Source organism: Exiguobacterium sp. MH3 (assembly GCF_000496635.1).
In the GTDB taxonomy this organism is placed as follows: domain Bacteria; phylum Bacillota; class Bacilli; order Exiguobacteriales; family Exiguobacteriaceae; genus Exiguobacterium_A; species Exiguobacterium_A indicum.
Window position 1 is genome coordinate 1,335,338 of the sequence record NC_022794.1, and the last position, 20,372, is coordinate 1,355,709.

The 20,372-nt window shown below is 48.3% G+C and carries 25 protein-coding genes and 1 other annotated feature; of the genes, 15 read left to right on the forward strand and 10 right to left on the reverse strand.

Features of this window, described 5'->3' with window-relative positions:
• Nucleotides 1–10 precede the first annotated feature (10 nt).
• Genes nikB through U719_RS06830 form a run of 4 tightly spaced genes read left to right on the forward strand, consistent with a single transcriptional unit; the run spans nt 11 to nt 3,391 of the window.
• Nucleotides 11–952, forward strand: a complete 942-nt coding sequence (nikB, locus tag U719_RS06815) for a nickel ABC transporter permease (protein WP_023468015.1) — start codon at nt 11–13, stop codon at nt 950–952.
• A complete protein-coding gene (nikC, locus tag U719_RS06820; RefSeq protein WP_023468016.1) occupies nt 949–1,794 on the forward strand; it encodes a nickel ABC transporter permease subunit NikC in 846 nt (281 codons plus the stop codon). Before nikB ends, nikC begins: the two co-directional genes overlap by 4 nt.
• The gene (locus tag U719_RS06825) at nt 1,791–2,597 is read left to right on the forward strand and encodes an ABC transporter ATP-binding protein (RefSeq protein WP_023468017.1); all 807 of its coding nucleotides are present in this window, start codon (nt 1,791–1,793) and stop codon (nt 2,595–2,597) included. Before nikC ends, U719_RS06825 begins: the two co-directional genes overlap by 4 nt.
• On the forward strand, nt 2,594–3,391 hold the full coding sequence (locus U719_RS06830; RefSeq protein ID WP_023468018.1) for an ABC transporter ATP-binding protein: 798 nt from the start codon (nt 2,594–2,596) through the stop codon (nt 3,389–3,391). The genes U719_RS06825 and U719_RS06830 overlap by 4 nt, the downstream gene beginning before the upstream one ends.
• A gap of 47 nt (nt 3,392–3,438) precedes the next feature.
• Here U719_RS06830 and U719_RS06835 read toward each other — a convergent pair whose 3' ends face one another.
• Genes U719_RS06835 through U719_RS06845 form a run of 3 tightly spaced genes read right to left on the reverse strand, consistent with a single transcriptional unit; the run spans nt 3,439 to nt 5,314 of the window.
• A complete protein-coding gene (locus tag U719_RS06835; protein WP_023468019.1) occupies nt 3,439–4,209 on the reverse strand; it encodes an ABC transporter permease in 771 nt (256 codons plus the stop codon).
• Nucleotides 4,206–5,090: an ABC transporter ATP-binding protein gene (locus U719_RS06840; RefSeq protein ID WP_023468020.1), complete on the reverse strand. Its 885-nt coding sequence runs from the start codon at nt 5,088–5,090 to the stop codon at nt 4,206–4,208. The genes U719_RS06835 and U719_RS06840 overlap by 4 nt, the downstream gene beginning before the upstream one ends.
• Nucleotides 5,087–5,314 carry a PLDc N-terminal domain-containing protein gene (locus U719_RS06845; RefSeq protein WP_023468021.1) on the reverse strand — a complete coding sequence of 76 codons (228 nt, stop codon included), beginning with the start codon at nt 5,312–5,314 and terminating at the stop codon, nt 5,087–5,089. The genes U719_RS06840 and U719_RS06845 overlap by 4 nt, the downstream gene beginning before the upstream one ends.
• A gap of 197 nt (nt 5,315–5,511) precedes the next feature.
• On the opposite strand from U719_RS06845, the gene U719_RS06850 reads away from it, so the two are divergent.
• Nucleotides 5,512–5,862: a hypothetical protein gene (locus tag U719_RS06850; RefSeq protein ID WP_023468022.1), complete on the forward strand. Its 351-nt coding sequence runs from the start codon at nt 5,512–5,514 to the stop codon at nt 5,860–5,862.
• 223 nt (nt 5,863–6,085) lie between these two features.
• Here U719_RS06850 and U719_RS06855 read toward each other — a convergent pair whose 3' ends face one another.
• Nucleotides 6,086–7,177, reverse strand: a complete 1,092-nt coding sequence (locus U719_RS06855) for a hypothetical protein (RefSeq protein ID WP_023468023.1) — start codon at nt 7,175–7,177, stop codon at nt 6,086–6,088.
• Nucleotides 7,178–7,252: 75 nt separating this feature from the next.
• Entirely contained in the window at nt 7,253–7,771 is a 519-nt protein-coding gene (locus tag U719_RS06860; protein ID WP_023468024.1) for a hypothetical protein, read from the reverse strand.
• Between the two features lie 149 nt (nt 7,772–7,920).
• On the opposite strand from U719_RS06860, the gene U719_RS06865 reads away from it, so the two are divergent.
• Nucleotides 7,921–8,190 carry a hypothetical protein gene (locus tag U719_RS06865; RefSeq protein ID WP_023468025.1) on the forward strand — a complete coding sequence of 90 codons (270 nt, stop codon included), beginning with the start codon at nt 7,921–7,923 and terminating at the stop codon, nt 8,188–8,190.
• A gap of 58 nt (nt 8,191–8,248) precedes the next feature.
• Here the strand turns inward: U719_RS06865 and solA are convergent, their stop codons facing one another.
• Entirely contained in the window at nt 8,249–9,391 is a 1,143-nt protein-coding gene (solA, locus tag U719_RS06870) for an N-methyl-L-tryptophan oxidase (RefSeq protein ID WP_023468026.1), read from the reverse strand.
• Nucleotides 9,392–9,461: 70 nt separating this feature from the next.
• Complete coding sequence (locus U719_RS06875) at nt 9,462–11,207, reverse strand: methyl-accepting chemotaxis protein (RefSeq protein ID WP_041255073.1); 1,746 nt, start codon at nt 11,205–11,207, stop codon at nt 9,462–9,464.
• 410 nt (nt 11,208–11,617) lie between these two features.
• Between U719_RS06875 and U719_RS06880 the strand changes: the two genes are divergently transcribed.
• The 3 genes from U719_RS06880 to U719_RS06890 all read left to right on the forward strand — a co-directional run bounded on the left by U719_RS06880 (nt 11,618) and on the right by U719_RS06890 (nt 12,562).
• Entirely contained in the window at nt 11,618–11,842 is a 225-nt protein-coding gene (locus tag U719_RS06880) for a DUF2188 domain-containing protein (protein WP_023468027.1), read from the forward strand.
• 134 nt (nt 11,843–11,976) lie between these two features.
• Nucleotides 11,977–12,186 (forward strand): helix-turn-helix transcriptional regulator, encoded by a 210-nt coding sequence (locus tag U719_RS06885; RefSeq protein WP_023468028.1) that lies wholly within the window; start codon nt 11,977–11,979, stop codon nt 12,184–12,186.
• Nucleotides 12,179–12,562, forward strand: coding sequence for a hypothetical protein (locus tag U719_RS06890; protein ID WP_023468029.1), 384 nt, complete (start codon nt 12,179–12,181; stop codon nt 12,560–12,562). The genes U719_RS06885 and U719_RS06890 overlap by 8 nt, the downstream gene beginning before the upstream one ends.
• Before the next feature lie 69 nt (nt 12,563–12,631).
• Here the strand turns inward: U719_RS06890 and U719_RS06895 are convergent, their stop codons facing one another.
• Nucleotides 12,632–13,180 (reverse strand): GNAT family N-acetyltransferase, encoded by a 549-nt coding sequence (locus U719_RS06895; protein ID WP_023468030.1) that lies wholly within the window; start codon nt 13,178–13,180, stop codon nt 12,632–12,634.
• An 85-nt stretch (nt 13,181–13,265) separates the two neighbouring features.
• Nucleotides 13,266–13,511 (forward strand) — a binding site (T-box leader).
• Between the two features lie 56 nt (nt 13,512–13,567).
• Here U719_RS06895 and ileS point away from each other — a divergent pair.
• The 3 genes from ileS to U719_RS06910 are packed head-to-tail and all read left to right on the forward strand — an operon-like array spanning nt 13,568 to nt 17,640.
• A complete protein-coding gene (gene ileS, locus U719_RS06900) occupies nt 13,568–16,651 on the forward strand; it encodes an isoleucine--tRNA ligase (RefSeq protein ID WP_023468031.1) in 3,084 nt (1,027 codons plus the stop codon).
• A 10-nt stretch (nt 16,652–16,661) separates the two neighbouring features.
• The gene (locus tag U719_RS06905; protein ID WP_023468032.1) at nt 16,662–17,147 is read left to right on the forward strand and encodes an SMI1/KNR4 family protein; all 486 of its coding nucleotides are present in this window, start codon (nt 16,662–16,664) and stop codon (nt 17,145–17,147) included.
• Nucleotides 17,148–17,163: 16 nt separating this feature from the next.
• A complete protein-coding gene (locus tag U719_RS06910) occupies nt 17,164–17,640 on the forward strand; it encodes a GNAT family N-acetyltransferase (protein WP_023468033.1) in 477 nt (158 codons plus the stop codon).
• Here U719_RS06910 and U719_RS06915 read toward each other — a convergent pair.
• Nucleotides 17,619–17,870 (reverse strand): hypothetical protein, encoded by a 252-nt coding sequence (locus U719_RS06915; RefSeq protein WP_023468034.1) that lies wholly within the window; start codon nt 17,868–17,870, stop codon nt 17,619–17,621. The genes U719_RS06910 and U719_RS06915 overlap by 22 nt on opposite strands.
• Before the next feature lie 58 nt (nt 17,871–17,928).
• Nucleotides 17,929–18,585, reverse strand: coding sequence for a hypothetical protein (locus tag U719_RS06920; RefSeq protein WP_023468035.1), 657 nt, complete (start codon nt 18,583–18,585; stop codon nt 17,929–17,931).
• A gap of 132 nt (nt 18,586–18,717) precedes the next feature.
• Between U719_RS06920 and U719_RS06925 the strand changes: the two genes are divergently transcribed.
• The 3 genes from U719_RS06925 to U719_RS06935 are packed head-to-tail and all read left to right on the forward strand — an operon-like array spanning nt 18,718 to nt 20,339.
• A complete protein-coding gene (locus U719_RS06925) occupies nt 18,718–19,404 on the forward strand; it encodes a glyoxalase (RefSeq protein WP_023468036.1) in 687 nt (228 codons plus the stop codon).
• A gap of 30 nt (nt 19,405–19,434) precedes the next feature.
• Nucleotides 19,435–19,845, forward strand: a complete 411-nt coding sequence (locus U719_RS06930) for a hypothetical protein (protein WP_023468037.1) — start codon at nt 19,435–19,437, stop codon at nt 19,843–19,845.
• 20 nt (nt 19,846–19,865) lie between these two features.
• Nucleotides 19,866–20,339, forward strand: a complete 474-nt coding sequence (locus tag U719_RS06935) for an NUDIX hydrolase (RefSeq protein WP_023468038.1) — start codon at nt 19,866–19,868, stop codon at nt 20,337–20,339.
• Nucleotides 20,340–20,372: the final 33 nt, after the last annotated feature.

Below are 20,372 nucleotides of genomic sequence, written 5' to 3' on the forward strand. Positions count from 1 at the left end.
GAGGGATGACATGGGGGTCTTCCTCGTCAAACGCATATTATCCGTCATCCCGATCTTGTTACTGGCGGTCTTGATTCTGACAGGGTTGATTCATTTGTCACCGGTTGATCCGGCACAGGCCTATCTGTCCGCTGCCCATATCCAACCGACGGATGAACTGCTCGCTGCAAAACGAGCAGAATTCGGACTCGATCAACCGTTCTACAAACAATACTTCGATGCTGTCATCCGCTTGGCGCAGCTCGATTTCGGCACATCGTATCTTTCCGGCAAACCGGTCTTAGAAGATGTCTTGCTCCGCTTACCACCGACGGTCGAGCTGGCAGTGACGAGTCTGCTGCTCGCACTCGTCGTCAGTATCCCGCTCGGGTTCCTTGCTGGGATCAAGAAGAATGGCTTCTTTGACCATCTCAGTCGGGGGATCGCCTTCATCGGGGCTTCGATTCCGTCGTTTTGGCTCGGGTATCTGTTTATCTTCTTCTTTGCTGTCCAGCTGGATTGGTTTCCGGTCGGTGGGACGGGAAGTGTGATGCACTTGATCTTACCGGCATTGACACTCGCCTTTCCGTTGATTGCCTTGTATACACGATTGCTCCGTGGCAGTGTGATTGAAGCATTGAACGAACCGTACGTCTTGTTTGCTCGGACACGTGGCTTAAAGGAAGGACGGATTCTTGGGAAACACGTTCTTCGGATGGCGATTCCGCCGATGATCACGGGTCTTGGGATGAACCTTGGGAAGTTGCTGACGGGAACGATCATCGTCGAGACCGTCTTCTCGTGGCCAGGATTCGGTCGCTACTTCATTGAAGCAATCTTTGATCGGGATATGCCGGTCATCCAAGGCTACGTCTTTCTCGCGGCCCTCGTCTTCATCGGTAGCAGTTTGCTCGTCGACATCATTCAAGCCGTGCTCGATCCACGCCTAGCGAAAAAAGGAGGGACGGTATGAATACTCCACTTCCAGCAACGATGATCCGGTCGCGGTATACGCCGCTTCTTTATCTCTGTGCCCTCGTCTTAATCGGTATGGCAGGCATTGCGTTATTCGCGCCATGGATCGCGCCGAATGATCCGAACCTCGTCGACTTGACGCAAAAGCTCCATGGTCCGTCGTCAGCCTATCCGCTCGGAACCGACCAGCTCGGACGCTGTCTCTTATCGCGCTTGATTTACGGCGCGCGGATTTCACTCGGCTGTGCCGTGTTGATTTTCATCGCCTCGCTCGCAATCGGACTGTTCAACGGAACACTTGCCGGTTACCGTGGCGGCTGGGTCGACCAACTCTTGATGCGACTGTGTGACGGTGTGATGGCATTTCCGAGTTTGATTCTCGTCCTCGGGCTCGTCGGTATCTTCGGTCCAGGTCTTAAGCAAGTCATCATCGCCTTGATGCTCGTCCAGTGGGTCTACTACGCGCGGATGTTCCGCGGAATGGTCATGACGCTGAAGACGGAAGCGTTCATCGCTGCTGCTCGCGTCAACGGTTCGTCTTCGTGGAAAATCATCCGGACGCACATCCTGCCGAACATCTTACCACCGCTGCTCGTCATCGGAACGCTTGAGATGGGCTGGGCGATCATGGATATCTCGGCGATGTCGTTCCTCGGGCTTGGTGTTCAGTCACCAACTGCCGAGTGGGGAGCGATGATTCACGAAGGAAAATCGTACATCCGGACGAATCCGGAATTGATGATTTATCCGGGACTTGCGATCATGCTCGTCATCATCAGCTTTAACCTAGTAGGAGAACAGTTAGCAGAACGATTCGGTGTATCAAAAACGATGAAATGAGAGGAGGTACCCGTATCGAACCGATCTTAGCTGTCGACGGTCTGACCGTCCGTACGAAACAACAAGTAACATTGATCGAAGGGGTGACATTCTCAATTCAAGCTGGACAGATTCTTGGTCTTGTCGGAGAGAGTGGCTGTGGGAAAACGGTGACGAGTCTCGCTTTAATGCGTCTGATCAATCCACAGACAACAGACGTCACCGGCGATATTCGACTGAACGGAACATCAATTCAATCCTTATCAGAACGCGCTGTGCGAACGATTCGGGGCGGTGAGATTGCGTTCATCATGCAAAATCCGATGAGTGCCTTCACACCGGTCTACTCGATCGGGCACCAGATGATCGAGACGATTCAAACCCATACACGTTGCTCAAAACGTGAAGCAAAACAACAAGCGATGACGGCACTCGAAGAAGTCAATCTGACGGACGCCGCCCGGTTGCTCAAAGCTTATCCGTTCGAGCTGAGTGGAGGGATGTTGCAACGGATCATGATTGCCTTAGCCGTTGCCTTGCGCCCGAGCGTCTTGATTGCCGACGAACCGACGACGGCACTCGATGTTTTTAATCAAAAGACGGTTCTTGAATTACTCGAACGGATGCGGGCGACTTACGGAACGGCGATCTTACTCATTTCACACGATCTCGGTGTGATCGCCGAACTCGCAGACGATGTCCTCGTCATGCAGCAAGGACGAATCGTTGAGCAAGCAGATGTCTTTGATTTGTTTGATCGACCGCAACATCCGTATACACAGTCCCTTCTCGCACAGCATCTAGGAAGGGAGGCATTCGGATGAGTTTACTACAAATCGATCAAGTCTCACACGTCTACAAACGCCGGTTTCGACCAGCTCAGACCGTCTTACATGATGTGTCGTTGACGCTTGAAGCGGGACGCTGTCTCGGATTGCTCGGGTCGAGTGGTGCTGGGAAAAGTACGCTCGGACGATTGTTGCTCGGACTCGAACGCCCAACGACCGGAACGATTTGGTTCAATGGTGTCGATCGCCACGCGACAAAACGACCATTTCAAGGTGACGTCCAAGTCGTCTTCCAGGACTCGTTTGCTGCGGTCAATCCGAAGCTGACGGCTGCCGATATCATCGCCGAACCGCTTGATAATTTCATTCGTTTAAAGGGTGAAGCACGGCAACAGCGTCTCGTCACGCTAATTGAACAAGTCGGGCTCAAGGCGACGGATCTGACGAAATATCCGGCGCAGTTCAGTGGCGGGCAACTCCAGCGGATCGCGATTGCGCGAGCGATTGCTGCTGAACCACGTCTGATCGTTTTAGACGAAGCAGTCAGTAGCCTCGACATGGTCAACAAACGATTGATTCTTGCATTGTTAGCTGACTTGAAACGGCTACACGGTCTAACATATGTCTTCATCACCCATGACATTAAAGCTGCCGAACAACTGTGTGACAGCTTTGCGATTTTGGAGCAGGGACGTCTCGTCGGGCATTACCCGAGTTTAGCAGCGTTCGATGCTGCGACGGATCCTGCCGTTGAACGGATGCGCCAAGCAAAGCTTGCCGTGCATCCAAGGCAACGAACGATTCGAAAGACACAAGCAAACAAAGGATAACGGACGGCTGAACGGCTCCGTTATCCTTTTTGTGTTGTAGCGGTGGATCAATAAGCCGTTTTTCGGAATCGAAGTGCTGACCAGCCGAGTGTGAGAAGAATCCAAATGAGACAAGAAATGATTCCGATTAGATGGGACGAAGAAAAAAACGACGTGTGCGATGGGAGCGACAGTAGCGCGCCAGGCATAAAGAATAGAATGTCTGGCATTAATGAAGGAAGTGCAACAAGTAGTAAGGAAACGACGAGCGACAGGATACCAATCGGAACAGCACGTTGCAAGAAAGTGCTGATCAGTAGCGTCAGACTGACGACGAACAACGTCCAGAGACTAAAATCGAGAATGATGCGTAGCGCAAGCAGCGGCGAAAGGGATCCGAACCAATAGACGGTCAAACAGTAGGACGTGAGGGCGCCGATCAGCATCCCGAAGAGACTGATCATCCCGTGACTGAACCATTTCGACAGGAGATAGACATTCCGAGAGACAGGGCGCGTCAAAATGAAATCCTGCATGCCGGTTTGTCGGTCTGAAGCGAGCAGTCCCATGAAGCTCATGATCAGGACGATCAAGCCAAGCTGATTGAATTGCCCATGGATCGTTACGCTGAAGACGTCAAGCGGTTGCGGGGCAGGACGATTCGGATCAACGATGATTCCGTCCGCGTTTCCGACGTGTGCGAGCAAAACATCCATGTACATCAACAGCAATGGTTGGGTCGCGCCGAGGGCAATGAAGAACAGCGGTAGCCAGACGATCTTCCATTCTTTCCATGCTTCTAACCACTCGGTCAGCGTCAACGTATAAAACGTCCTCATACGTCTGCCACCATGTCGAGAAACCGTTCCTCGAGTCCGATCGGTTGATAGGCAATCGAGGAAATCGACCATCCCTGTTGAATCAGAGTGGTCGTTAACTGTGAGAGGTCAAGCGGCTGCTGTGCGGAGAACTGATAGCAGCATGGGTTGATTCGATCAATTTCGACTCGTGGAAATCGTGTCGCAGAAAACGACGGGGCAGCTGTAAGCGTCTCGACTTGAATCCGGTATTGATCCACGTTGCGCTGATTATCGAGCGGTCCCAGCAATTTTCCGTGTTTAATGACGAGGAAGCGGTCGCAACACGTCTTTGCGTCTTCTAACAGGTGCGTTGAGACGATGATCGTCATCCGTTTCTTTAAGCGGAGAATCAATTGATTGATATCATGTCGACCACTCGGATCTAGGGCGGAAGCCGGTTCATCTAGAATCAAAAATGTCGGTTCATGTAAGGTGGCTTGGGCGATTCCGAGACGTTGGCGCATGCCGCCGGACAGGCGTTCGATGACTTCTGTTTGTTGGTCGTGGAGTCCAACTTCATGTAGAACGGCTGGAATCCGCTTATTTAACGTTGCGCGATCAAGCCCCGACAAGCGTCCGAAGAAACGTAGTGATTGTTCGCACGTCATCCAAGACTTAAAGTCGGTCTGTTGTGATAAGTAGCCGATCGATTGCTGCTGTTGACGGATGGAGCGCGAAGACATCGTGATCGAACCACGGTCACTCTCGATCATGCCGCTCAGACATTTCAGGAGTGTCGTCTTTCCAGCACCATTCGGACCAATCAGTCCAAGACATTCATGTTCGTGAATCGTAAAGGAAATATCGTCTAAGATAAGACGTCGTTGAAGTGAAAGCTGGAGATGAGAAATCTGAATCATGCTGTCATCCTCCTTCCGAGGACGAAGTAGAGAATCGAGCCGATCGGCTGGACGAGGAGAATGATCAATAACCAAGTAGTCGGTGTCGCGATCCGGTCCTTCCGTCTAAACCAATCGATACAGGCGCAGCTGAGTAGAATCAGGTTGATGAAGATGTAAATCAATAATAGGGGCAGAAGTCGTTCCCAGTCGATTTGTGATAAGGCAGAGAAATCTGTGTTCATGAAAAACCCTCCTTTTCTATTACCATTATCAATAATGAAAATAGAAAAGTCAATGCCATAGACGAATCATCATTAGTTCTCAATCAGTTAGAGCTATGATAAACTTCTCTTATCAAAATTTTCCAAATGCGATTTGAATCAAATCGTTTAGATGAAAGGCGAACTATCAAACGAATCATGATGTCGAGGAGGATTATATGCAGATTTATCAATTCAAAAAAGAGGTGGGCAAGAAAATTACGAAATTCGATTCGAACTTTGTGATGTCACGGATCATGCAGACGGAAAAAGTGACACACATCGGATGCATCCATTTAGAAAAGGATGGCGTGGTCGGTTATCACCAGGCGATCGTGCCGCAACTCTTGTTAATTGTAGAGGGTGAAGGATGGGTAAGAGGGGAAACGGATGACTACATAAATGTTCAGCGTGGAGAAGCCGTGTTTTGGAATCAAGGAGAATGGCACGAAACGAAGACCGATACGGGGTTAACAGCGATTGTGATTGAAAGTGAAGAACTCGATACATCATCTCTCGTTTCCGTATGACGAAACTAAGCTTGATACATAAAGAGGCTGACTCAAAAAAAGAATGATTCGCTTCCTCATGCCCTTTTCTCAGGCGAGACACTAGCCAGTTTTCCTGCTTCATTCAATCAGGAAAGCGGGTCTTGTTTGTCTCTGACAGCGCAAAAATGCGCTTTTCCTGTAGGAGTGGCGTGTAAAGCATCATTCTTTTTATCTTTGTAGAGACTAAAGTTTACGTCAGCCTCTACTCTGATTCCGTACACCATTTTTCTAATTCTTCGAGGCATAGATGTAACCGAGCAGTGATCATTTCTCGATTTCCCATCTGTTGCGTTGTTTTATGAGTGAGATGAGGCTGATGTAGAATGTCGAAGTGCTCATACGCTTCTTGCAATATCCATAGTGTATACTCATCCAGTAATCGTCGAGTTTGCGTGGTGCGTTCGTCTCCAACCACGTTAAAGCAATATCCGCTTATAAATCCATCAGCTATGTTATTTAGAATATTACTTTTTTCTTGATACGCTTGATTTATGTATCGTGGAGCATTTGAGAAGGCTGGTAACAAAAATTTGTAACAAAAAACGAAGTAAGCCGCATATTTCAAATCAAAATCCAATCTTGGAAACGGATCAATGATTGCAATGTGTTCATCACTTAAAATTAAATTTTCTGGTGTTACATCTTGATTCACGAGCGAGATGTTTTGAACCTGAGTTCGTCTATTTTCAATTAAAGCATGAATATGCTGACTGACTTTTTCTTTATCAAAGCAAAGATTAGAGTGAATGAGAGCATTTAAGGCGGTTAAGACGTGTTCATTTTCTTCCAGCCATAATTCATCCTCGTTCCTTAAATCACTACCTTGTAAAGTTTCCCCTTGCCAGTGCAGTTCCCCGAAACCAACAATAGAGGTTTTCTGGTTGTGTATACGATGAAAAATTTGTCCTAATTTCGTACCGTAAGAATGGGCTTTATTCTGATCGAGTAACAATAAATCTGTTCCACGACCCATGAACGTTTCTACTGTAAATACTGTGTCATCTCTAATAAAATACTGATAAAAGTCAGGACAGACATTTTGGTCACTTGTATTGGCATGTAAATAGTAAGCTTTCGTTGACTCATACTCAGTAGTCAGCTCTTGTTTATCAATCTTTTGCAACTCCCCATAAGCCTCATTCTTTTTTAGTCGGATCACAAGGTCTTGATCCTCTGACCTAGTTACTCTATAAACAGAGTGCCAAGCTCCTTCACCAATCTTTAGAATCTGTTCTGCTTTTATATTCAACGTATCCAGTACAATTGCATCAAGATTTTCTTTGATCCGTTTCATGGGGTCTATTTTTTCTCCTTCGCAATGTTGTCTCGTTTCAGTTTGCTGAAAATAAGCTTTTGAAACGGAGCGTGTTTACGGCAAGATGACGAGTGAGACGGTCCGTTCAGTTGCCTGGTCTTCTGTCTCTAGGTGATGATATTTTTCGAGCAGTGCCCGCATGTCCTGTTGAAAATCATTGAAGGTTTCATCCGTCAGGTGCAATTTCGCGATCGAGAACGTCGAGTGGTCCTGACCTTGCGTTTGAACGGTCTGTTCGAAGTACATCTGGTACTGCTGCAAGACGTACATGAAGTAGAACGAGACGAAGTTCACTTTTTCATCGTACGTCGCACTGTTCCAGTCTGCTTCGCTGATTTGATAGCCGCTTGTGTTCAAGGCATAGATCTTCTCTTCGACTTTTCCAACACGCTGGACTGCGACGACCTTCAACAACTGATCGTCCATCATCGCATTGACTTGCCGGTATAAGGTCGACTGCGGTACATCCGTTAAGCGTTGATTCAGTTGCATGATTGATAAACCGTCTTCGCGATCAATTAATTCAAGTGCAATCTTAAACCGGACATGATTTTTGAATAAGTTAAAGTTCACGACGTGTTTCACTCCTTCGTTCAATCGATTCTAAAACTATCTTATCATGCTTTTGGAAACATTCTTAAAAATGATAATGTAAAAAGAGGGAATTTGATGTATTCCTTGAATGATTTAGATTAGAGTATGTGTTAGAAAGGAGTCGTCATATGAAAAATACAAGTTATCGCTATGGTACATATGCACTCATTACAAGCTTTTTCTTATTCTTCATCGTTCAGATGTTTCGTGCGTATGTTGAGTTATCACCAGAGTTTCTAGGAGAAAATCTTGGCGAATACTACTTAACATACTTCCCAATCGGTGCATTGATCCTTGGACTCGTATTACTGATCCACGGCTGGTGGACTGAAGATGAGAAAAAACAGCGTGAAAAGCTAGCTGCAAAAAATCAGCAAGAATCGAATGAATCGGTGTGACATCATACCGTTGATACAGAAGACCGACAACGCATTTTCGTTGCCGGTCTTTATCGTTTCATGTGTTCAATTGTTTAAATCGCTTAATCGCGAACGGTCCGATCGGTTCAGTCGTCGAACGTTCCATAATCAATTCACTAAGTACTTTTCCGACTAAGCTGCTGAACTTGAATCCGTGACCGGAAAAACCGGCGGCGATTGCGATATGCGGATAGTCCGGATGCAAATCGATGATGAAATCTTCGTCTGGCGTCATCGTATAGAGACACGCTTTGCCGTGAGCTAAAGTATCGATTGAGGGCATGAACGTATTCGTGAACTGTCGTAAATCAGCCAGATCACCCGTCTCTTGACCGAAAGGACGGCGTGGTTGATTCGGATCAACCGGGATGCCGCCGTCGTGGCGTCCGATTTTCAGACCGGCTTGAGCGATACTTGGAAAACCGTAATAATAACCGGCGGGTGTATCAAAGGCGAAGGCAGGGAACACCGCGTCATTGAATACCTCTTCCGCTGCTTCGAACCAGGCGAACGTCTTACGGACCGGGCGAAGCGGTAAGGAGAGACCAGTCTGTTCTAGCAACGGACCAGACCAGGCACCGACTGCGACAATCAATGCATCAGCTGAATAGGTGTCTGTTCCGACGGTCACGTCAACGCCATTGGCGTGGGCAGTAAGCGTCGTCACTTTCGCATTAGTCCGGATGTCGACACCGTTCGCGACAGCAAGATCACGGTATGCTTCAATACAATCCTCGCACTTCAACACACCGGACGTCGGTTCAAAACAACCGATATACTCGTCGGGCATCGTTAAGCCGGACCAGCGCGTTCTCATTTCTTCAGCCGTCAGGATCTCAAGCGGTAATTCATACTGCGCTGCACTCCTGATGATCGTCTGCATCGAACGGGACGAGCGGTGACCGGCATTCAAAACTCCGGTGTTCAGGAACAGACTCCGACCGCTGATCTGTTCCAACTCGTACCATAAGCGTTGCGCGGCTAACGCCAGCGGCACATAAGCTTCACCTTCTCCGTAGGCATGGCGAATGATCCGTGTCTCGCCATGATGGCTCGCTTGATCATGCGGTGGATTATGGGCGTCTAGTAGTAAGATGTTTTGATCGGTTCGTGAGAGATAGTAGCCGGCTGCCATCCCCATGGAACCGGCACCGACGATGATGACATCATAATGGGACATCTGGTTCGACTCCTTCATATGTAAGTTCACACCAGTATAGAGTGAGAACTAGAAAAGAACAAATGAAAGATTAAATCTCGAAGCGACGGGCTTCTTGTTCTAAGTGTTCTGTTCGTGCGTTTAAATCACCGACGAGCGTATGCAGCGTCGTGATCGTCGCGATCATTTGTTCAGACGCAGCGGCAACTTCCTCGTTACTCGCCGTATGTTCTTCCGCGACAGCGGCAATTTCCGTCAAGGCATTGCGAATGAATCGTTCTGCCTGCAAGACGTCTTCCATCTGTTGCGTCATCTGTTTTGTTGCCGTTGAGACGTGCGTGACTTGATCCGTTAATCGTTCGAACGTCGTATCTGTATCGAGAACGATCTGTTCACCGGCTGCTGTTGCCTCGACCGTCGTCTTAAAGCTATGTTGCATCTGCTGTGCACTGGCTTCGATTGACGTTACAATCGTTGCGATCTCACTGACACTGCTAGCGACATGGCTCGAAAGATTCTTGACCTCGGTCGCAACGACAGCGAATCCTTTGCCTTGTTCCCCCGCCCGTGCCGCTTCAATCGCGGCATTAAGGGCGAGTAGATTCGTCTGTTCGGAAATTCCGCGGATGATACCGACGAGCGTTTGGATATCTGATGATTGCTGTTTCAGTAGATCAATCTGTTCAGCAGATTGTGTGACGTGCTGATGAATGTGACGCATTTGTTCAACAGAAGTAGACATTTGCTCCCGTCCGACTCGTGTCAGTGTTGCCATCTGCTCCGTCGTTCCTTGAATTTCGACACCAGATTGATTCGTCGTCTCGATCAATGTTGCGAACCGATTCATCTCATCATTCAATGAAAGCGTGACTTGGGTCTGACTTTCGGTTCCGGTCGCGATTTCCGACATCGTATGAGCGATTTGCTCAGAACCGTCGAGTACTTCCGACGTACTTTGGTCGATCGATTGACTCGTCGTCGAGACGAGGGTAGCCGTCTGTTTGATGTCGACAATCATCGTCCGCAGCATCTCGTTCATATCACGAATCGAGATCGCAAGCGCATAGATTTCGTCTTTCGAAGAAATCGTCAAATTGGTCAACGTCTGTTTCGCCTGATCCAGTCGTCCCTCAGCAATCAAGGCAGCGACTTTCTGTAACGTTTCGAGCGGACGTAATTTACGACCGAGGGCGATGTAAAGCAAGATGAGTGTGGCCGTTAACAGAAGAAGTAAAAGTCCAATGAAAATCGGAGCATTTTGTTGCAGTAGATCCGTCGTCAGGGCATCGACTTCCTTCGCCGCGATATCGGTTCCAAGGATGCCGATGACGTTCCCAGTCGAATCTTTCAAGGGGACATAGACACTGATGTACTGTCCATAAATTGGATCATCAATCACGTCCGTCGTATGTGTTTTGCCCTTTAGGACGTCCTGCATATCGGCGATGGTTGCACCACTTGCCGGGGCATTGATTTTCGCAGCCTTATCTTTTGGTAAACCATCGATCAACAAGCGGACCTTGTTTTGATCGATCCGTGCTGTGTATGTATATAAGAGTCCGTTTTGTTTACGTAAGGTATCGAGTTCTGTTCGTAACGTTTCGTATTGTTCGGACGCGACAGGCGATTGTAGGAATTCAGTGTAAGCCACCGTATCGAATGTCTTGCTGATGCGTAAGGCATCTTTTTCAGCAGTCGCTTTCAATGTTGAGACAGCGGTTTGTTTCGTATTGAAATATAAAGCCAGACTATTAAAAACAAAAAAGGCAATCAAAATCAAACTGATCATTACTAAAAGACGTGTTCGGATGGAATGGTTCTTGGTTGTGTTTTTCACATGCAACCGTCCTTTCAACTCATATTTTCTATCTGTAATTCATTTATCGGTCGTTACAATACATATTAAACAGGACCTTTTAACGATTTTTTTATAAAAGGTCGTAAGAAAAACCGTTTTTTCTAAAAAAAGGATTTATCAAGAATAATTCAGGGCACATAATAGTTAGAAAAAAATATAAGTTGAGGGAAGAGGGATTGAGATGGAAAGTGAAGTCGACCATCGAATCAAGGCAAGACATGTATATGAGAATGAATTACGAAGACACGCGGTCAGCACGAAAAAAGCAACCTTTCGATTGATGACATGTCTACGTTGCCAATCGAAGATACTGTTGAAACAGGGACATCAAGATAGTCACCAATGTGACGTGAACGTATCTAGCTGACACGTATGAGAGGAGGAGTTGGATGAAACGAGAGCAACATGTCACGCCACATCCTAAAGGTGGCTATCAAGTGAAAGCTACTGGTGCGACTCGAGCAACTAAACGATTTGCTACACAAAAAGAAGCGATTGCAGAAGGGCGTCGGATTGCGAAAAAACAGAAGACAGAGCTTGTCATTCATAACAAAGAAGGGCAGATTCGCGAAAAAGATTCCTACGGACACGATCCATTTCCACCACGAGGTTGAGCCATCATATACGACACGTTCTGATGTGAACGTGTCTTTTTAATGATTTTCGTGTCAAATGTTTTTGACATGAGGATGGAATTTCATTACAGTAGAGATGTAAAAAGAATTTGACACGTCGTGGAGGAATGGACATGAGAAACCACATCAAAGAGCGACGTCTAGCGGCAAAATTATCGCAACAAGAACTGGCTGACCGTTGTCAGGTCAGTCGGCAGACGATCAATGCGATTGAAAACAACAAGTATGATCCGACTTTACAATTAGCGTTTAATATCGCCAAAGTATTGCAGACACAAGTCGATCATCTGTTCATTTCAGAACAGGAGGAATGGGATGTCTAAGAAAAAAACGGGTTTATTTTTAGTAACGCTCGTGATAGTGGCGAGTCTTACCATCATTAGTATGATCATCGAAAACAACGTAACGTTCTTCTCGATTGTTCAATTGGCGATTTTGTTGATCATGTTCTTCTCGTACTTTACGTGGGCACGATCAGGAGAAGACGAGCGTCCTGTACCAGAAGATGAACTCGGCAAAAAGATTACGACGGAAAGCGGTCTCGTTAGCTACAAAATCCTGATCGTCCTGATTTTTGGATTCATCTGTCTCGATTACTTTTTACATGAATCAGCGAATCTGTTATTGATTGTCTTGTTCGCGATCGGACTGACACTGTTGCCGATCATAGAATTTTTAAAAGCAAGATCTTATCGATAAAACGGTATAAAAGTCGTTTAGACGGATTTACCCATCTAAACGACTTTTGATATTTCACAGATTATCTTTTTAAGACGACCTATCACTCCGCAAGATTGAGTACATATACAGATCGTCGAACTGACCACGTGTTTTCTCATATTGACGAAGCAACCCTTCCCGCTGGAATCCGAGCCGTTCAAGCAATTGGTGTGATGCAGTATTTGCTGGTAAGACAAGTGCTTCGATACGATTTAAAGAGAGCTCCTCAAACCCATATGTGATGACTGCAAGTGCTGCTTCTTTCGCGATGCCTTGTCCCTGATAAGCTGGACTCAACTCAAAACCAAGTTCTGCCCGCTGATGGCGTGCCGACTGATTCAAGAATCCGCAACTGCCGATGATGACATCGTCTTCTTGTAACGCGATCCCGAACCGGATGCCCGTGCCATCGCGACGAATCGAAGCGTACCAGTCAATCTCTTCAAGCGCGTCTGCTTCTGATTGAAAGGGGTCGAGCCCCATCTGTTTGACGACTTGTTCGTCTGATAAATAGGCGAGGACACTCGTAGCATCTTCGGGTAACACTTCGCGTAAGACGAGACGGTTCGTTTTAAGCGTTGGGAAAGTATGTAACATTCAAAAAAACTCCTTTGCAAGAAAATGTATAAAGCTGTTGTGCAGTCTTTAAGTCATATGGTAAGATTCTCCACAACAAGAGCATATCATTTCGTTGACGAGAAAGAGTAATGATTGTCCCTCTGCCTTACAGAAAACCGGGATTGCTGAGAGCCGGTAGCCAGATCAATCATGAAGATCCTCTCTGAGAAGTCACGCTGAACCATTCAGTAAGCGTGACCGGGTGTCCACCGTTACATGGAATGCGCATGATAGTGTGCAACTAAGTGCTGTCGAGAACGAGTATTCTCGACGGAATATGGGTGGTATCGCGGTGAAGTCCGTCCCTGTCAAAGGGGGCGGACTTTTTTGTATTCTCTTAGTTACCGAAAAAGGAGCGAACAAGAGATGACGTCACAAAATCAAGCAGAAACCGTACAACAACGTGAAGCGCGTGTCCGCAACAGATGGAAACAAGACCAAGTCTTCGCACGATCGATTGAACAACGCACGGAAGCGGAATTCGTATTCTACGAAGGACCGCCGACCGCGAACGGCTTACCCCACGTCGGTCATGCATTCGGACGAACCGTCAAGGATACCGTCGCCCGCTATAAGACGATGCAAGGATTCCGGGTCGAACGAAAAGCAGGCTGGGATACACATGGACTGCCGGTCGAACTCGGGGTCGAGAAACAACTCGGCATCTCCGGCAAACAAGCGATCGAAGACCATGGTGTCGAAGCATTCATCGCACGCTGTAAGGAAAGTGTCTTCTCCTATGAAACACAGTGGCGCTCCTTCACGGAAAAACTCGGCTACTGGGTCGACATGGATGACCCTTACGTGACGATGGAGGACGAGTATATCGAAAGCGTCTGGCACATCCTCGGGACGATCCATGACAAGGGCTGGTTGACGAAGGGACATCGTGTATCACCGTATTGTCCGAGCTGTCAGACGTCACTCAGTTCCCATGAAGTCGCGCAAGGCTATCAGGACGTGACGGACTTATCGGCGACGGTCAAACTCCCGATCGTCGGCATGGAGCAGACGTTTCTACTTGCATGGACGACGACACCGTGGACGTTACCGGCAAACGTCGCGGTGGCGGTTCATCCGGAATTGACGTATGTCACAGTAGCGTTTAAAGGAGAGCGATTCATTGTCGCAAAAGCGTTAGTCGCTGAACTGTTCTCAGAATCCGTCGAGGTCGTATCCGAACAGCTCGGTGCGGAACTCGTCGGCTTGCGTTATGAACCACCGTTTGATTTCGTGACGCCAGAGAACGGCCACACGGTCGTCGAGGCGTCCTTCGTCCAAGCGACGAGCGGAACCGGACTTGTCCATCTTGCTCCAGCGTACGGGGAAGAAGATTACCGGGTCGTCCGGGAAAACGGACTGTCATTCGTTAATGTCGTCGATGCTGCTGGGTGTTACACGGATGCCGTTCCACCACTCATTGGTCGATTCGTCAAGGAGTCAGACGTCGTGATCATCCAGCTGCTCGCTGAACGGGGACGCTTGTTTGCGAAAAAACGCTATACGCACAGCTATCCGCATTGTTGGCGATGTGACTCACCACTGCTCTATTACGCACAAGACAACTGGTTCATCGAGACGACGACCGTCAAGGAACAACTCCTTGCGAACAATGCTTCTGTGACGTGGTACCCCGATCACGTCAAGGAAGGGCGGTTCGGAAAGTTCCTCGAGCAACTCGTCGACTGGAACATCAGTCGTAATCGCTACTGGGGTACACCACTGAACGTCTGGGAGTGTGAAGCGTGTGACACGACGTTCGTTCCAAAAAACAAGGCTGACTTGTTGCACCGGACGACGACATCGACGGAATCCGTCGAGTTGCATAAACCATACGTTGATGCGTTATCGCTCTCGTGTCCGACGTGTCAGGGAGTGATGCACCGGACACCCGAAGTCATCGATGTCTGGTTTGATAGCGGAGCGATGCCGTTCGCGCAACAGCATTACCCGTCACGGACGCAGACGCTTAACCGCTATCCAGCCGATGTCGTCATCGAAGGCATCGATCAGACGCGGGGCTGGTTCTACAGCTTGCAAGCGATCTCGACACTCTTCACGGGACAGTCTGCCTATAAGCGTGTCCTCGCACTCGGGCACGTCCTCGATGAGAACGGGCAGAAGATGTCGAAGAGTCGTGGAAATGCCCTCGATCCGGTGGCGTTAATCGAAGCATATGGTGCTGATAGCTTACGCTGGGCGCTACTCGTCGACAGCAGTCCGTGGAGTGCGAAACGGTTTGCTGAGCGGATCGTCCAAGAAGCAAAATCAAAACTAGTCGATACGCTAGATCATGCCGTCCAGTTTTATCTGACGTATGCCGAACTGGATGGATTTGATGGCTCACGTCCGCAAAAACGGACGCGTCTCGACGAATGGTTGCTCTCGCGTGTCCATCAGACGACGCAAGACGTGACGGATGCGATGGACGATTATCAATTGACTCAAGCAGCGCGGAGTCTTGCGCAACTCGTCGATGAGATCAGTAACTGGTACATCCGCCGTTCTCGGGAACGTTTCTGGCAAGCTGACTGGTCGCAAGAAAAACAAGCCGCGTATACGACACTCCACTTCGCACTTTCGACGACGGCACGACTACTCGCTCCGTTCACGCCGTACCTTGCCGATGATGTCTATCAACGATTGACAGGAATGAGCGTGCATGTAGCGGATTATCCGGTTGCCGATCGATCGATGCTCCGACCTGATCTGGAATACGAAATGGCACAGGTTGTCTCTGTCGTCGAGTTAGGACGACAGGTGCGTAATACGCACGCCTTAAAAGTCAAACAACCGCTTGCTAGCTTAAGCGTCCAATCGAGTGAAACCTTTTCGTGGTCGGACTATACGGCAATCATCCAAGAGGAACTGAATGTAAAAGACGTCCAAATCGTCCCGACGACGCAAGCGACGACACAGTTCCGTCTTAAACTGAACTTCCGCGTAGCCGGAGCGAAATTCGCACAGCAAGCGAACGCGATCCATCAATGGCTACAACAATTGTCTGCACAGGAGACTTCCGACTTGCTTGAGACAGGAAGATTAATCTATCAGACCGCTTCAGGCGATGAAGTCGAGGTGCGTCAAGCGGACGTCATCGTCGAACCAATCGTCCAGACGGGTTTTGCTGCTGCGACGAATGGTGGACTCACCGTGACGCTCGATACGCGGATCACGGAAGCACTGGAGCAGGAACGCTGGATGCGGGAGCTCGTCCGCTATATCCAGTCGGAACGAAAGGCACAAGCGTTATCGTGGGACGCCCGAATCGATCTCGTCTTGTCGGTCGATGCGACGTTCCAACCAATCGTCGAGACGTTTGAGCCTTTGTTATTCAAACACCTTTCCTTATCCTCCGTGCGAACTGAACCGCTACAAGGAGCAGGGGATGTTCAGCTAGGGGGACACGATGTCGGTGTCTCGTTCACACCAACGAAAGAATATTGTTAAGGAGAAGAGCATGATTGCATTAGAAGCATTAAAAGGTCGACTCGTCGACGGTTTGTTAGAGGTTCAAAAAGAAGAAGGATATGTTGCCCGAGAACGTTTCATCTTTAACCGAGGAGCGACGGTCGAACAGCTCGCGCTGTTACCTGCGTGGACGGCAGACGACTATCAGACGTTCTTACGTCAACATAACGGGGCGAAGCTGTTTCAGCAAGAATCGTTATCGCATAACGATGGATTCGAACTCTTTTCGATCGAGGATTGCCTGACGTATAGCGAGATTTGGGAATGTCCCGAAGACTTCTTAGCGATCGGCGCAGGACCAGACGGGGAGTGGATCGTCTATGAGATGAATCGACCGGCAGGAAATCGGATCTGGAGTGGGGAATTTCTTAATTTCGAGGAATGGGAAGAAGACGCAATGCCGTTCGGCTTCGAGCGATGGCTCGACTACTTGATCGTCGCGCAAGGCACACAATTTTGGGAGTGGTTCCGGTAAGAGAGGAAGAGGTTCAGTGGACATTCAATTAAAGACAGCGTCTCTTGCAGACGCTGCGAAGCTTCATACGCTTCAACTCGAGGCGTTTTCAGAGACGCTCGAGCGGTATCAAGATTTTGCAACGAATCCGGCGAACGAATCGATCGATCGTGTCATTCACCGGATCACGCATCCGAGCAGTACGTTTCATCAAATCATCGTCGACGATGTCGTCGTCGGCGGGATTTGTGTCGTTGCGAAAGCACCGAGTCGCTACGCGATCAGTCCGATGTTCTTAGATCCAGCCCGTCAAGGTGAAGGAATCGCCCAACGCGCATTACAGCTCGTTGAAGCAGCGTATCCGGCTGCAACGACATGGGAACTGCGGACGATTCGCGAAGAGACACGTAACTGTTATTTCTATGAGAAGATGGGTTACCGATTGACGGGTGTCAGTCAACCGCTCAATGAACGGGCGACACTCGTTTCCTATCAAAAATCAGTTTCGGAATGAGCGGGTTTTGTCGGAAGGAAGCACCACCACAGATTCGTCAAAAGAGCGGCAAGGACGGCAAAATTAAACAGATAAAGGCAAAAGAAGAAGAAGAACTCGCCGATGTCCTCAAGGTTAGCTAACGGATTATCGACCAGGTATGATTCGTGACTAACGCCGAAGAGGAACAAAGGAAAGAAGACATAGAAGTATCGTTTCCAAAAGAATGTCGCACGACCTGTTTGAGACATAAGAGCACCTCCTGAAGGAATGGCACGCTTCTTCTGACCGGAAGAAGCGTGTGTTCGTTTACGATAGAGAGGGTGTACCGACGACTTCGACGTGACGCGTGACCGTATCAAACAGACGTGTCCGCGTATCGTTATGAGACAACAGCAACGGTTCACCGGTCTCGTCATAGATGAAGGCAATCGGAATAGAAAAACCACAGTTGCGGTACGAACCATCAGCATGACTCGTTCCGATCATGAGCGCTTGTTGCGCCTGACTGATACTACGTGCTTCACCGGACCACTCAACGTACTGTTCCTCGCTGAACATGCCGACGCCTATCGGGTTGAAAATGAGATCAAGTCCGGATTCCTCGCGTAGTCCGTCTTTTCCTAAGAAGATTTCGCGACAGAGGACGTATCCATAGCGGAATGACCCGTCATTTGCTGTTGATGGTGTATAAAGTGGTCCAGCTTCTGGTGTTTTTGCGCGATCAAGGAGAATCGTCCCGGTCGCATCGATGATGACAGCGCGATCGAGATTCGCTTCATCTTTGTAACCGAGGACGATTGCTGTTTCGAACTGCTTGGCAAGATGTTTCGCGCGATCGAGTTCCGTGACCTTACAATAGCCTTCTGGGTAGACAATCAGATCGACTTCAGGATAAGCGGCGATTTCACGTTCGAATTGTTCGAGTCCGGTCTCGCGTTTTGGTTGAGCGATTAATAATTTCATCAAAACATCCTCTCAGGTATAAATATATCTGAAAAATCAGACTTTCCATTCGTCATGATTTTACCATTAGTGGTAAAATAAAGCATATCGCTTTTTGATAAATTTTACTGCAAATGAAGGAAGGTCATCAGCATGAACATTTCAAAAACCATTCTTGTGACACGTCATCTACAAGCAATGAAAGATTTTTACATAAATCAGATCGGATTCCCGCTCGTCTCGGAAACGAACGATTCGTTTACGATGCAAATCGGTACCGATCAGCTGACATATCGACAGACGGACGATGTTGATACGCAATACCATATGGCGTTCAACATTCCGGAAAACGTCTTCCAACAAGGAAAAGCGTGGCTCGTAGAACGGACATCACTCTTGATCGAAGACGGACAGGACGAGATTTATTTTGACTTCACGGATTCGCATTCCTGCTATTTTTATGATCCAGATGAAAATGTCTTGGAACTGATCGCGCGGCATCAAATCAATCCATCTAAAGCAGAACTGACGTTTGATGTATCCGACATCCTCGGGATTGGTGAGATGAGTCTGACGGTGAAAGATGTGCTTGAAGTGGGTGAGCAGTTAGCGGAGATCGGCGTTCTCGAACGACGGGAACGTCCGCTCAATGGCGCGTCTCTCAACTTCCTCGGACCAGTCGCGGATGGAACGCATATCTTGCTCGTCCCAGAAGGTCGGACATGGTTGTTCTCACCGAAGACGGCGAAGGTCAGTCCGATCGAGATGGAACTCGACGGCAGACATCGGGTCCGGCTTGATGCAGCGGGCGTATGGCATCAAAGTGCCGTTTCTTCATAATTCATTATTCTAAAAAGTGAGGGAAGTAAGATGAATAAAGCGGTGAATGCGAGTATCGCGTTCGGATTATTGTTGTTCGTATGTGGTTTCTTTTTTCTGTTTGGCTATTTGGCCCGGTCGATGCCGATTCAGCAAGGCGGTGACCCGGTCATCTTACCGGTCGCAGCACTCCTCGTTCTCCTACCGTTCGTCATCCGAGAAGGCATGCGCGTTTTGACGTATGTTACGTTGACACGACGACAGGTCGGCGTACTCATCTTATTTGCAATCAGTGGAATCATACTAAGTAGTTGGATTGAGGTGCAACAGAATGTTGCCGTAATCAATTTCCGTGCCCTCTTTACGATTCATACGTACGTACTGTTCGTTTCAGGCATCATCTTGTTGTGTCTCCTATTGACGGGACTCAAACGGATGCGCGTCCGAACGAGAGTGATTTAAATGGAAAAGGACTGAATGACATGGGATACATCACAGAATTACGCAAACTCGTCGGCACACGACCGCTCGTCATGGCAGGGGCATGCGTCATCGTCGTCAACGATAAACAAGAAGTCTTATTACAACTTCGGCAAGATAACGGATGCTGGGGACTCGCTGGTGGAGCGCTTGAGATCGGGGAGACGCTCGTAGAGACAGCAAAACGAGAATTAAGGGAAGAGACCGGTCTTGAAGCAGAGCATCTCGAATTATTGAACGTCTATTCGGGTGATGCGTTTTACTATAAGTATCCGCATGGGGATGAAGTCTATAATGTGATCTCGGCATTTCTGTGTACGGCGTATACCGGTGAAATCGTTCGGGATCCGTCAGAAGTCGCGGAATTACGCTTTTTCGCTATCGATCAGCTACCAGAAAACCTCAATCCACCGGAACGACCGATCTTGATGGAGTATGTTCAAAAACAACAGACAGCGCATCACGTCTCCATTTGAAGCAAAGGATAAAAAAACAAAAAATCTTGAATG

Excerpts from the sequence above, each read along its gene's own strand:
- nikB (WP_023468015.1), top strand. The coding sequence starts at position 11 with ATGGGGGTCTTCCTCGTCAAACGCATATTATCCGTCATCCCGATCTTG.
- nikC (WP_023468016.1), top strand. The coding sequence starts at position 949 with ATGAATACTCCACTTCCAGCAACGATGATCCGGTCGCGGTATACGCCG.
- U719_RS06825 (WP_023468017.1), top strand. The coding sequence starts at position 1,791 with ATGAGAGGAGGTACCCGTATCGAACCGATCTTAGCTGTCGACGGTCTG.
- U719_RS06830 (WP_023468018.1), top strand. The coding sequence starts at position 2,594 with ATGAGTTTACTACAAATCGATCAAGTCTCACACGTCTACAAACGCCGG.
- U719_RS06835 (WP_023468019.1), bottom strand. The coding sequence starts at position 4,209 with ATGAGGACGTTTTATACGTTGACGCTGACCGAGTGGTTAGAAGCATGG.
- U719_RS06840 (WP_023468020.1), bottom strand. The coding sequence starts at position 5,090 with ATGATTCAGATTTCTCATCTCCAGCTTTCACTTCAACGACGTCTTATC.
- U719_RS06845 (WP_023468021.1), bottom strand. The coding sequence starts at position 5,314 with ATGAACACAGATTTCTCTGCCTTATCACAAATCGACTGGGAACGACTT.
- U719_RS06850 (WP_023468022.1), top strand. The coding sequence starts at position 5,512 with ATGCAGATTTATCAATTCAAAAAAGAGGTGGGCAAGAAAATTACGAAA.
- U719_RS06855 (WP_023468023.1), bottom strand. The coding sequence starts at position 7,177 with ATGAAACGGATCAAAGAAAATCTTGATGCAATTGTACTGGATACGTTG.
- U719_RS06865 (WP_023468025.1), top strand. The coding sequence starts at position 7,921 with ATGAAAAATACAAGTTATCGCTATGGTACATATGCACTCATTACAAGC.
- solA (WP_023468026.1), bottom strand. The coding sequence starts at position 9,391 with ATGTCCCATTATGATGTCATCATCGTCGGTGCCGGTTCCATGGGGATG.
- U719_RS06880 (WP_023468027.1), top strand. The coding sequence starts at position 11,618 with ATGAAACGAGAGCAACATGTCACGCCACATCCTAAAGGTGGCTATCAA.
- U719_RS06885 (WP_023468028.1), top strand. The coding sequence starts at position 11,977 with ATGAGAAACCACATCAAAGAGCGACGTCTAGCGGCAAAATTATCGCAA.
- U719_RS06890 (WP_023468029.1), top strand. The coding sequence starts at position 12,179 with ATGTCTAAGAAAAAAACGGGTTTATTTTTAGTAACGCTCGTGATAGTG.
- U719_RS06895 (WP_023468030.1), bottom strand. The coding sequence starts at position 13,180 with ATGTTACATACTTTCCCAACGCTTAAAACGAACCGTCTCGTCTTACGC.
- ileS (WP_023468031.1), top strand. The coding sequence starts at position 13,568 with ATGACGTCACAAAATCAAGCAGAAACCGTACAACAACGTGAAGCGCGT.
- U719_RS06905 (WP_023468032.1), top strand. The coding sequence starts at position 16,662 with ATGATTGCATTAGAAGCATTAAAAGGTCGACTCGTCGACGGTTTGTTA.
- U719_RS06915 (WP_023468034.1), bottom strand. The coding sequence starts at position 17,870 with ATGTCTCAAACAGGTCGTGCGACATTCTTTTGGAAACGATACTTCTAT.
- U719_RS06920 (WP_023468035.1), bottom strand. The coding sequence starts at position 18,585 with ATGAAATTATTAATCGCTCAACCAAAACGCGAGACCGGACTCGAACAA.
- U719_RS06925 (WP_023468036.1), top strand. The coding sequence starts at position 18,718 with ATGAACATTTCAAAAACCATTCTTGTGACACGTCATCTACAAGCAATG.
- U719_RS06930 (WP_023468037.1), top strand. The coding sequence starts at position 19,435 with ATGAATAAAGCGGTGAATGCGAGTATCGCGTTCGGATTATTGTTGTTC.
- U719_RS06935 (WP_023468038.1), top strand. The coding sequence starts at position 19,866 with ATGGGATACATCACAGAATTACGCAAACTCGTCGGCACACGACCGCTC.